Source organism: Baaleninema simplex PCC 7105 (assembly GCF_000332355.1).
Taxonomy (GTDB): Bacteria; Cyanobacteriota; Cyanobacteriia; order Cyanobacteriales; family Geitlerinemataceae; genus Baaleninema; species Baaleninema simplex.
In genome coordinates this window covers 600709-611526 of record NZ_KB235959.1, presented here as the reverse complement: position 1 = coordinate 611526, position 10818 = coordinate 600709, and the positions used below count along the sequence as shown (strand labels likewise).

The 10818-nt window shown below is 52.8% G+C and carries 10 protein-coding genes; 2 read left to right on the top strand and 8 right to left on the bottom strand.

Annotation, left to right across the window (positions count from 1 at the left end; all coding sequences use genetic code 11):
• The 4 genes from GEI7105_RS31945 to acsF form a co-directional block, all read right to left on the bottom strand.
• Window positions 1-1189, bottom strand: a 1189-nt coding sequence (locus GEI7105_RS31945; protein ID WP_017662692.1) for an RNA-guided endonuclease InsQ/TnpB family protein, incomplete at its 3' end; no start/stop codon positions are given.
• Between the two features lie 268 nt (window positions 1190-1457).
• Complete coding sequence (locus tag GEI7105_RS0122625; RefSeq protein WP_017662691.1) at window positions 1458-1952, bottom strand: type I restriction-modification system subunit M N-terminal domain-containing protein; 495 nt, start codon at window positions 1950-1952, stop codon at window positions 1458-1460.
• A 75-nt stretch (window positions 1953-2027) separates the two neighbouring features.
• Window positions 2028-2261, bottom strand: a complete 234-nt coding sequence (locus GEI7105_RS37750; protein WP_144053988.1) for an Arc family DNA-binding protein — start codon at window positions 2259-2261, stop codon at window positions 2028-2030.
• Window positions 2262-2568: 307 nt separating this feature from the next.
• The gene (gene acsF, locus GEI7105_RS0122615; RefSeq protein ID WP_017662689.1) at window positions 2569-3645 is read right to left on the bottom strand and encodes a magnesium-protoporphyrin IX monomethyl ester (oxidative) cyclase; all 1077 of its coding nucleotides are present in this window, start codon (window positions 3643-3645) and stop codon (window positions 2569-2571) included.
• Window positions 3646-3769: 124 nt separating this feature from the next.
• Here acsF and mnmL point away from each other — a divergent pair, with 124 nt between their 5' ends.
• Both mnmL and GEI7105_RS0122605 read left to right on the top strand, forming a co-directional pair.
• Entirely contained in the window at window positions 3770-4729 is a 960-nt protein-coding gene (gene mnmL / locus GEI7105_RS0122610) for a tRNA modification radical SAM protein MnmL/YtqA (protein ID WP_017662688.1), read from the top strand.
• Between the two features lie 80 nt (window positions 4730-4809).
• On the top strand, window positions 4810-5745 hold the full coding sequence (locus GEI7105_RS0122605) for an undecaprenyl-diphosphate phosphatase (RefSeq protein ID WP_017662687.1): 936 nt from the start codon (window positions 4810-4812) through the stop codon (window positions 5743-5745).
• Window positions 5746-5966: 221 nt separating this feature from the next.
• Here GEI7105_RS0122605 and GEI7105_RS0122600 read toward each other — a convergent pair whose 3' ends face one another.
• From GEI7105_RS0122600 to glcD, 4 genes are all read right to left on the bottom strand, one after another.
• On the bottom strand, window positions 5967-7349 hold the full coding sequence (locus GEI7105_RS0122600; RefSeq protein ID WP_017662686.1) for a DUF3086 domain-containing protein: 1383 nt from the start codon (window positions 7347-7349) through the stop codon (window positions 5967-5969).
• A 44-nt stretch (window positions 7350-7393) separates the two neighbouring features.
• Window positions 7394-7783, bottom strand: a complete 390-nt coding sequence (locus GEI7105_RS0122595) for a DUF3119 family protein (RefSeq protein ID WP_017662685.1) — start codon at window positions 7781-7783, stop codon at window positions 7394-7396.
• Window positions 7784-7980: 197 nt separating this feature from the next.
• Window positions 7981-9048, bottom strand: coding sequence for a hypothetical protein (locus GEI7105_RS31940; RefSeq protein WP_017662684.1), 1068 nt, complete (start codon window positions 9046-9048; stop codon window positions 7981-7983).
• 133 nt (window positions 9049-9181) lie between these two features.
• Window positions 9182-10654: a glycolate oxidase subunit GlcD gene (gene glcD, locus GEI7105_RS0122585; RefSeq protein ID WP_017662683.1), complete on the bottom strand. Its 1473-nt coding sequence runs from the start codon at window positions 10652-10654 to the stop codon at window positions 9182-9184.
• Window positions 10655-10818 lie beyond the last annotated feature (164 nt).

The window sequence follows — 10818 nt, the reverse complement described above, 5'->3', positions numbered from 1 at the left end:
CGATTCCCCGTTGCCCACGGGTACAGATAACTTGTCCACTCGCCACATCACGGGGCTTTGTTGACCCGCAGTTGTGACAGTGATGGATTCGAGTTGAGAGATCTTTGCGAACCTCCACTCCACAGTCTGGGCATTCCTGAGAAGTGCCACGAGCATCCACCTTGCCGTAAAAGACATCACGCTTCCAGCACACCCAGGGAAGGATCTGATTCACAAATTGACCCAATCCAGCATCGAGGGTGTGTTTGCCCAACATCCCTTTGGCCATGATACGGAAGTCGAGATCTTCTACAAAAATCATCCCTGCACCATCACAGAGGTGATGAGCCAGCTTGAAATGCCAGTCTTTTCGCGTATCGGCAATACGTTGATGGACTCTGGCAATTTTCTTCTGGAGTTTCAGCCAGTTAGCTGACCCCTTCTGCTTTTTCTTAAGCCTGCGTTGCAGCAATCTCAGCTTGCGGTGCAGTTTGTTGAAGAAGCGAGGTCGCTCGACCTGTTCTCCATCAGACGTTGAAAGAAAGTACTCCAGTCCAACGTCAATCCCTACTGGATGTCCATGAGGGGCTACAGCAGGAAGATCGACGTCAGCCTGAAGGCTAAGCACGACAAAGTACCCGGATGCCTTGCGAACAATTCGAGCTTGCTTAACCTGGAATAAATCAGGAATTTTCCGCGACCAGCGCACCGTAACCCATCCCAGTTGCGGCAGCTTTATACCCTCATCAGACACACAGTTTTTGAGTCCTCGACTCCGCTCGGACTCAACGCTGAGCGGAGCCGAAGCGTTGAGCATCTGGGGGAAGACAAAGCTTCGCATCCGGTTGGGTTTTTTGAACCGTGGAAGACCCGAACGCTTTAACCGCCACGACTCCCAGGAGGCTTCCAGTTTTCGGATGACTTGTTGAAGAACCTGAGCGTTGACAGTCTTCAATCGGGGGTATTCAGCTTTGGCCGCAGTTAGGGACTTGCACTGCCGCGCATAGCTGGGAAATGGTGCATCCGCAGGCAAGATGTATTCCTGCACGATGGAACACGCATTCACGGGCGACTTTCGGGAATTTAGCCAATCCTTACGTTCCCGCAGGGCAAAATTCCAGACATTGCGGCACACATCCAAAATGTGTTCGATGTCTGAAACCTGCTCCGCCGTTGGCTCTAGCTTGAATTCCCACGTCATGTTTAGCATGAAATTATTATAGCCTATGAAATAAATATTTGTTTCCTAGGCTTAAGCGAACTAGGGCTTGCTGAAAAAGACGAACAGAGCGAATTCTGATGCCGTACAGCTTGCCCAATGGTCGTTTTGGACTCTAGCTTCCCCATTAAATCGGCCATCGCCGACGAAAATGCAAGGTTTTTGAGCGTCTCGATGGGAAAACCTTGCACTAGCGGGTCAAAAAAATCCTCAAAACTCTTTCCGGGTCTGCATTTCAGTTTTATACAGCAAGCCCGAACTACTCCCTCCCGTAGAGGTGAGACAGCTCGTGTTTCTCGTCCTGAGACTGAAACCGCAACTCGTCTACGTACTCCAACGCTTCGCGCAGACTGTAACCGCTTTGAAACTTGTTCTTAATTTCGCCGAAAATCTCGCCGATTTTATATTCGACGGTATCGGAACTGGCGGCGCGTTGCTTGAACCCTTGCAAATGGGGAAACAGAACCTCGTTGACGTAGGTGATGAGGTCGTCTCCCGTCTGGGCGCGATCGCGGTCGATTTCACCGTTGGGCTTTTTCGGAACCGCCCAGTACGACCAACGATAGGGTTCCTCGAGAATGAAGTCGTAGGACTCCCCCATTAATTCGGCTTTCTGCGATCGCTCTCGTTCGAGGTCGTCGAGATACTTCAAAAACAACAGCCAGGACGTTTGTTCGGTGTAGTCGAGTTCGGTGGCGCACCCGGCTTCTTTCCAGAGAACGTCGTCGATATTTTTAAACGTTTGCTCGAACATTGATGAATCGATAAAGACGGTTTGAGGCGTTACAGTGCGATCGCCCTACGGCATTCTAAAACGAAGGGCGATCGCTCAACTTTCCAGCAACCCCAACTGTCGCTCGATCCGTGAAACTCTGTCACTGAGAGACTTCGGTGAGGAAATCGAAAAATAATTAGCCAGCGCTTCCGTCACGATATCCGACATCGAACATCCCGTTTCAGTGGCGTGGAGTTCGAGGCGATCGCGCACCTCATCGGGGAGTCTTACGCTAAAAGGTTTCCTGGCCATACCGCACAGCGTTAACAGCGTATTGCATCGTACCACAGTATTACTGTAGCGGAAAACTTCACCCCCGAAAAGCGATCGATACAACTTGTTATCGTTTTCGTAAAAATACGCAAATTGGTAAATGAACCCTCTACCTTTCTCTCGCTTGAAATTTCATTGTTTTACGGGAATCGCCCGAAATTGTCACGTTGCTTTACAGTGCCGTTGCAAAGCGCTACAGTCTATCTCCACAGGCTCGATAAGAAAAAGACGCACCAAACGGCACGTCTTCCACGTCTCAAAAATTCAACTTGCTAGGATTCTTAGCAGTGCGATCGCAGCACAGAAACAAGCGAACTCAACCTTAACAAACCTGTCCGCGCGTCGCTTCAGCGTCGATGGGTTTAATCAAATACAACCGCACGAAATCTGTAAACATTCCAGCCATTAACGGGAACTTCCGCAAAGACTTCACAAATTTCGGCGCGTTACTGCTGTCGATTTCCTGCATTTTTTGATTGCGTTCGGCGCACTCGTGCAGGCGCTTGAAGAACTGGGGATGTTCGACGTTGAGAATCTCGGGAAACGCCCGCGCTGAGGTGTTGTTAGTTTGGCGAATGACTTCTTTATCGTATTCCACCGGATCGATTCCCAAAGATTGATAGAAATCCGACCGTTCCAACACCGTTAACGTATGGGTGAAGAACACCGACAGCAGGAAGAACCGCGCCCACAGACGACCTTTTAAACTCTTCCACATCGACTCTTGAGAGCGCAACAAAGCTTTGAAAATGTCACCGTGGCGGTTTTCGTCCTGACACCAGCTATCGAATTTCTTGAAGAGAGGATAGAACCGATGTTCGGGATGTTTCTCCAGATGGTTGAACACGGTGATATAACGCCAGTACCCGATTTTTTCAGAGAGGTACACGGCGTAAATAATGAATTCAGGCTTAAAGAACGTGTAGCTGCGATTCTTGGTGAGATACCCTAAGTCTAGGGAGATGTTGAAGTCCGCCATCGCCTTGTTGAGGAATCCGGCGTGACGCGCTTCGTCCCGAGCCATCAGGTGGAACATCTCAGCCAGAAGCGGATTGCGGTCTTTGAGCTTGCGAGATAGCTCTTTGAACAGCAGGAAACCGGAAAACTCGGAGGTACAAGACCGTTCGAGGAAGTCGATAAATGCTAGGCGCGTCTCTTCGTCGATGTGATCCCAGGATTGCTCGAACTCCTCGTCACGGACGAAGTGATGGCGGTTGTAGTCAGCCCGCATCTCGTCCAACATGGTCTGGAGTTCCGTTTCTTGGAGAGATAAGTCCATCTCCGCCACCGCGTCGAAGTCGGTGATGTAAAAGCGCGGCGTAAGGAGGGTTTCTTTGACAGGGGCTTTGACACCGGGTTTGAGTTCTTCGATCGCGGGTTTGGTCGCCGTGTTCGTCATATCCGTAAGTCTATTATCGGTTTGTTAATCGCCAGATGGTTATATTAAGTTATAACGGCTTGCCCGGTTTCGGCTAGAGGGGAAGGCAAAAATTGTAACAATGCTTCATGGGAGGGGACGCATAATGACGCTGTACACCTTTGGCAAATATTTAAAACAGACGTTTGGGAAGCCCGTTCGCAAAATCTCCATCGATGCGGGATTCACCTGTCCCAACCGCGACGGAACTGTCGCCAAACGGGGCTGTACCTTCTGCAACAACCGCAGTTTCAGCGAGGGAACCGCCTATCGCCGCCAGTCGGTACGCGAACAAATCGAAGCCGGGATCGATCGCCTCCGTCACAGTCGCCACAACACCGATGCGTTTTTGGCGTATTTTCAATCGTTCAGCAACACCTACGCCCCCGTCGACGTGTTAGAAAGCCTTTACGATGCAGCCCTCACCGTTGAGGGAGTGGTGGGGTTGGACATCGCCACCCGTCCCGATTGCGTTTCTGACGAAGTTTTGGATTTGCTGCAAGGGTACGCCCAAAAAACCCATCTCTGGCTGGAATTGGGACTCGAAAGCAGCCACGATAGCACGTTAAGCCGCATCAATCGCGGTCACACCTGGGCGCAGTTTGAAGATGCAGTGCGTCGCCTGTCGGGACGGGGGATTAACTTGTGCGTTCATCTGATTCTGGGACTTCCCGGTGAAACGCCGACGATGATGCGAGAAACCGCACAGCGACTCGGAGAGTTGATTTCACAGGTGGATTTACCGACGTTTGGCATTAAACTCCACCATCTCCATATCGTGAAGGGAACGGTACTCGCTTGGGAATACAAAGCGGGACGGGTGGAGACGCTGACGCCGCACGCTTACGTCTGTTTGGCGTGCGATGTCTTGGAACGACTTCCACGAAATACGGTGGTACAGCGGTTTGTGGGGGATACGTTGGGGGATACGCTGATTGCGCCTCGCTGGGAGGTGACGAAATCGGAAATTTTACAGGCGATCGCAACGGAATTTGAAGCCAGAAATACTTATCCAGGGGCGTTGATGGAAAATCGCAGTCTTTTGACCGCCAGCAGCCAACTGTAGAACCCCTTTCTCCCTTGTCCTCCCCGTTTCCCAACAGCTCGCTTTAAGATGGGAAAGCCTTTTATGTTGTTCGAACGCCGATGACCAAACTTCAAACGCTTCTGTTCGTCAGTACGGTTTCTCTGTGCGTGGCGATCGCTCTTCCCCTCAACGCTACAGACGCCACGTCCGAACTCGTCACCTGGACGCCTGACGTATTTCAAGCGGCGGTGTTGGGAATGGTGCAAGGATTGACGGAATTTATCCCCATCAGCAGTACCGCCCATCTGAAAGTGGTTCCCGAACTGTTGGGATGGGGCGATCCCGGTTCGGCGTTTTCGGCGGTGATTCAACTCGGTAGTATCGTGGCGGTGTTCGGCTATTTCTGGCAGGATCTCGTACAAGTCGTCGGCGGTTCGATACGGGCGATTTCAGAATCGGATTACGACAGCCCCGAGTTTCGGATTGCGTTAGGAATTGCTATCGGAACGTTGCCGATTGTGGGGGTTGGTTTGTTGGTAAAATTCGTGTTTCGAGAGTTTTACGAAGCCAACGTTCGCAGTTTGGCGGTCATTGCGATCGTGTCGATCGTGATGGGTGTTTTACTCGGTTTGGCGGAAAAATTATGTCGTCACAAACGGGGGTTTCAAACGCTTTCTGCGAAAGATGGAATTCTCATGGGATTGGCTCAAACTTTGGCATTAGTTCCCGGTGTTTCCCGTTCGGGTTCTACGATTACGGCGGGTTTGTTTATGGGTTTGGAACGGGCGACCGCCGCTAGATTTTCGTTTTTGTTGGGACTTCCGGCGATTACGTTGGCGGGTTTGGTGGAATTAAAGGATGTATTTGAAACCAGCAGCGAAGTGGGTTGGATGCCGTTAGCGTCTGGTTTACTCTCGGCGGGAGTGTTTTCTTATCTGGCGATCGCTTGGTTGATTCGCTTTTTACAAACTAGAAGCACTTGGGTTTTTGTTTGGTATCGCGTAATTTTTGGAATTTTTATTTTAGTGTTTATGCGAAATAATTTATCATCGTAAATTTTTTAATCTGTAGGTTGGGTGAAGCTTGCGAAATCCAACGAATACCTATGTTTGGAAAATGCGATCGCCCTTCGATGAAGCGGGTTTGAAAATATTTTCACCACAGAGACACAGAGAACACAGAGAGGTTTTTGCAGGGAGATGAGAATGGAATAGAAACCCTAAATCCAGAAACCCGGCTTTTTCCAAAAAACCGGGTTTCTCATCTCAACATCTCATTACCACTCTCGAACGAAGGCTGAATCGGGATCGGGAGCAAACGCCAACCAGAGGGGGAATTGCAACAGAGATAGATTCAGTTGGCTTTCCGACTCGTCTACGATTACGAGGGGCATCAATCCCGATCGCGCCAGGCGATCGGCTCGTTGCGCTAGGGGTTCGGGTGCTTCAAACAACGCCACACCGCGATCGGGACCGAAATCGGTGCGCGTAATTCCCAAACAGTCTTGTAAGCCGCGACGCCATTCTCCGAGGCGTTCGGGAGTGTTAGCTAAAACTAACGTTCTCAGCCGTTTTCCGTAGAGTACGTGCAGAATCGAAATAATCGCTGAGGCGATGAGGATGTTTTGCAAACGGCTGTTGGTGGATTTCAGCGCACCTCGTCCCCCTTGGGTGAAGAACCAGTTGGAGACGCGCTCGGCGTGAACTGGCTCGAAGGTGCGGCGAAGTTGCCACGGGGGGCCGTAGTAATCTGGGTTGTTGCGATATTGTTCGAGAAGTCGCCGGATGGCGCGACGCTGTTCTTGGAAGCCGCGATCGGAAAATTGAGGGGAAGCGGCGGCGGGTTCTGCGGATTCCCGTTTCGGCTGTGGCGGTGGGGGTGCGGGTTCGGGAGGCGCGAGTTCGAGTTGTTCGGCGGCGACGGACAAGTCTTGCAGGCTTCCGACGAGGTACTCTTTGAAGCCTTGCAGCCGAATGGCTAAGTCTTGGGAGGCTCCGGCGAAGGTCGATCGCATTTCTTGGCGAATGCGATCTTGGCGGCGTTCGAGTTTTTCGATCGATACCTTAAGCTGTTGTTTGCGCTTTTCGAGTTCGCTGAGTCCTTCTTGAATCAGTCGTCCCAAATCCGCTTGTAATTGCGCCTGAGAGTTCAGCAGTTCGGCTCTGGAGGCTTCGAGTGCTGAAATGTCTCGGCGCAGTTCTTCGGCTCGTTGTTCGAGGCGATCGACTTCTGCGGCGACAGTCTCGCGATCGGGTGCGATCGGTGTCGGTTCCAGATTCACCACGGGATTCGCCGCTGCTGCGGTTTCCTCTGAAGGGGTTTCGGCGGCTTCGGCTTCCATTTCCGGTTCGCGTTCCGGTTCGATCGTGGCTTCGATCGCTTCGCTTTCAACCGATGATTCAGCTTCGACCGATTCCGCCTCGATGGGTTCTGCTGCGACGGGTTCGGCTTCAATTGCAGCCTCGTCAGAAGACGCCTCGAGGTCGATTTCCGTAGCGGCTGGGGGTTCCTCTACCGCGTTCTCGTCCGACTCCACTGAAGAAGAAGTCGGTGCGATCGCAGGCGAGTCAGTCTCAGTATCCGACGGTTCGATCGGATCGTCGTCAAAGGGATCGGGAATTGCTGGAGATTCGGGAGTTTGATTTTCTTCGGGATTCATCGAAGCGTTTGTTCAAATAACAACAGCACCGCATCAGAACGCCGCTAAGCCTTGGGACAGCGTTGTTCGAGACAGGCGCGTAACGTACTGGCGTCGAAGAGAACGGGCAGGAAGTGGATGCTCTTCACTTCGCGAAAATAGAACAGAATGGGGACGGGTTGCCAGAAGATTTTCCAATTGAGCCATTCGCGATAGGGAAATCGGCGAATCCGCTCGTTCGATCGATAGACATCGAGATCCGTTTCGGTGAATCTCAGTCGAATCGTCGCCGCCTGCACCATCAGAAACAGTCCGAATAACGCCACCACAGACGCCACCCACACCTGGACGAGTAACAGGGGAATCGCCGCTAACACCAAAACCGCTGGAATGGCGTAACTTGGCGAGAGTTCGACAACTTGCGTCGGTTGGATTTGGGGAGAAGAGACCGTCACGATTCGAGTACCTCTGGCTGAGCTTCTGGAGCAGGGAAGAGGGGGAGAGAGGGAGAGGGGGAGAGGGGGAGACACTGTTCCCTATTCCCTGTTCCCTGTAAAAGCGGAGCAGGGGGAGAAATTGTCAATTATCAATTGTCTCATCTCCCCATCATCTGCAATCGCTCTCATTGTAATGGTCAATCTCGATCGCCTGCTTAGGCTTTCGGCTGTACCCAGACGCGCAAACCTTCGACGCGCAGGGATTTACCCCGGCTTCCACAAAACTGTCCGTCAGCGTAAACGGGGGTATCTCCCATGTTCTGAACGTGGGCGGAGTAGCACACGCTGTATTTGCTGGCTTCGGCACCGACTAACCGAACGGCGAACCCTTCGAGTTGGCGGTTTTCGTTCCGGGTTCCTAGATATTGCCCTGCTGACATCCAGGGGGTATCGCCGACACCGGCTAAGTGCGCCATGTACTCGATGTTCAATCCGGCGACGGGAGAGGCGAAACTGAGTTGCAATCCTTCGATCGCCTTCGATTGACCCCGCGTTCCGGCGAATTCTCGCGCCCCGAACTGGCGATCGCCCAAGCCTTGGATATGAACCAAAACGTTGAGAGGAACGGTTCCACCGGGTTGGTTTTCAATTCCCAGACTCTTGGCACCGAAGACAATTAACGGTTCGTCGTCGGAGGGTTCGGCGGAAGGTTGGGCGGCTTTTTCCGTGGCGTCGCCCCACATCAGTAAGTCTTCGTTGGGGGAAGCGGGTTTAGGGGTCGCTGCGGCTGGGGTGGCGGCGGGTTGGGGTTGGCGGGTGGCGACGTAGAGTTTACCTCGCGAGGCGGCGATGGAAACTGCTTGACCGAAGACTTTCACCAGGACGCTTTGTAAACTCGACCATTGGGCGTCGGTGAGGTTGTCCCCTTCGTCGATCGCCTTGAGGAGTTGACTGACGGGATGTTTGCCCGTTAGCAATTGGTTGACATCGGCGGGTAAGTCGGTTTCGGAGGCGTTTTCGACTTGGGTGCGAAACTGGCGCACCTGCTGTTTGTATTGGGCCAGGGGCGGAAATCCCGGTTGGTCTTGATGGTCTAACGCCAAGAAGCGATCGAGAAGGGCGATCGCCGAGGTTTTGGGATCGCGGGCTGCGGTAGCCTGTTGTTGTTGCAGCAGGGTTTTCAACGCCCCTAACGTAGTGCTGTCGGTGACGTTACCGAGTTGGGCGAGTTCGGATTCGAGGGCTGTTAGGCGATCGAGTAACGCTTTGGGATCGGGTTTCATCGTTAAAAATATCCAGAAGATTTCTAGAAGTTTGGAGAATGCTGTCCGCCGGGACGGTCGCCGCTGTCAGAAAAACGCTTAAAAACGTTCGTGACAAGCTATTTTATCCCGTCGCCGACCGTCTCCAACCGCTCTAAAACTGCGGAACGCCCGGATACGCCTTCGCCTTCGGGTGAACGCCTTCGCCACAAGTGCGCGGCGTCGGGAAAATCTTTCCAGGGTTCGCCAGTCCTTTGGGATTGAGAGCGTCTCGCACCCATTTCATGGTTTCGAGATCGGCGTCCGTAAACATTTCCGGCATATAACAGCGTTTGTCCGCCCCGATTCCGTGTTCTCCAGAAATCGACCCTCCGGCTTTCACGCAGAGTTTCAAAATTTCGCCGCCGACTTCTTCGACTTCTTCGAGTTGTCCTTCTACGGCGTTGTCGTACAGTACCAACGGGTGTAAGTTGCCGTCTCCGGCGTGGAAGACGTTGGCGATTTTGTAGCCGCTACGCTGGCTGAGGGCTTCGATTTCTTTGAGAACTCCGGCTAACTGGGTGCGGGGAATTACGCCATCTTGGACGTAATAATCGGGACTCATGTGTCCGGCGGCGGCAAAGGCGGCTTTTCGTCCTTTCCAGAGTTTGGCACGGGTTTCGGCGTCGCGGGCAGAGGTGATGTTTCGCGCCCCGTTTTTTCGACAAATTTCGGCAACGCGGCGTTTGTTTTCGGCGACTTCTACGTCTAAGCCGTCGAGTTCTACCAGTAGAATCGCTTCGGCGTCGCGGGGATAGCAACCTGTCGCCACTACGTCTTCGACGGCGTTGATGCTGAGGTTGTCCATCATTTCCATTCCCGCCGGGATAATGCCGGAACTGGTGATGTCTTCGACGGCACTTCCGGCGGCTTCGATGCTGGTGAAGTCGGCGAGAACGACGCAGATGGCTTCGGGGGTTTTGAGGATTTTTAGGGTAATTTCGGTGGCGATGCCGATGGTGCCTTCGGAACCGACAAACAAGCCGGTGAGGTCGTATCCGGGCATTTCGGGGATTTCGCCGCCGAGTTGAGAAATCGAGCCGTCGGGAAGCACGACGGTTAAGCCGAGGACGTGGTTGGTGGTGACGCCGTATTTCAAGCAGTGGACGCCGCCGGAGTTTTCGGCCACGTTTCCGCCGATCGAACAGATAATTTGACTGGAGGGATCGGGAGCGTAGTAAAATCCGCCGCCGCTGACGGCTTGCGTCACCCAGTTGTTGATGACGCCGGGTTGGACGACGACTCGTTGGTTCTCGTAGTCGATGTTAAGGATTTTTCGCATCAGGGCGGTGACGATGAGAACGCAGTCTTCGACGGGTAGCGCACCGCCGGAAAGTCCGGTTCCGGCACCTCGGGCAATCCAGGGCAGGTTGTAGCGATCGCAGAGTTTGACGGCTTCGGCGACTTGTTCGGTGGTGCGGGGAAGCACGACGAGGGCGGGTTTTTGGCGGTAGCTGGCTAAGCCGTCGCATTCGTAAGTCAGCAGTTCTTCTTTTCGTTGGACGACGCTGTTTTTACCGAGGATTTCTTCAAAGGCTTTGGCGATGCGTTTCCAGTCGTTTTTTGAGGAGGATTTGAGGGAGAACATGGTTTTTTATGGGGACTTCACCACAGAGACACAGAGAGGTTATTTTGTGGGATTTTAAAGTTTCGCTCGAGTCGATATTTTTGTATTTTATGATGAATTTCTCGTTTTGGGCAGTGTCGGCGTCGGAGGATGAGAGCGATCGGGGCGATCGCCAACCGACTTTT

Coding starts and splice junctions, on each gene's coding strand:
- glcD (WP_017662683.1), bottom strand. CDS start 10,654: ATGTTCTCCCTCAAATCCTCCTCAAAAAACGACTGGAAACGCATCGCC.
- GEI7105_RS31940 (WP_017662684.1), bottom strand. CDS start 9,048: ATGAAACCCGATCCCAAAGCGTTACTCGATCGCCTAACAGCCCTCGAA.
- GEI7105_RS0122605 (WP_017662687.1), top strand. CDS start 4,810: ATGACCAAACTTCAAACGCTTCTGTTCGTCAGTACGGTTTCTCTGTGC.
- GEI7105_RS0122600 (WP_017662686.1), bottom strand. CDS start 7,349: ATGAATCCCGAAGAAAATCAAACTCCCGAATCTCCAGCAATTCCCGAT.
- GEI7105_RS0122625 (WP_017662691.1), bottom strand. CDS start 1,952: ATGTTCGAGCAAACGTTTAAAAATATCGACGACGTTCTCTGGAAAGAA.
- acsF (WP_017662689.1), bottom strand. CDS start 3,645: ATGACGAACACGGCGACCAAACCCGCGATCGAAGAACTCAAACCCGGT.
- mnmL (WP_017662688.1), top strand. CDS start 3,770: ATGACGCTGTACACCTTTGGCAAATATTTAAAACAGACGTTTGGGAAG.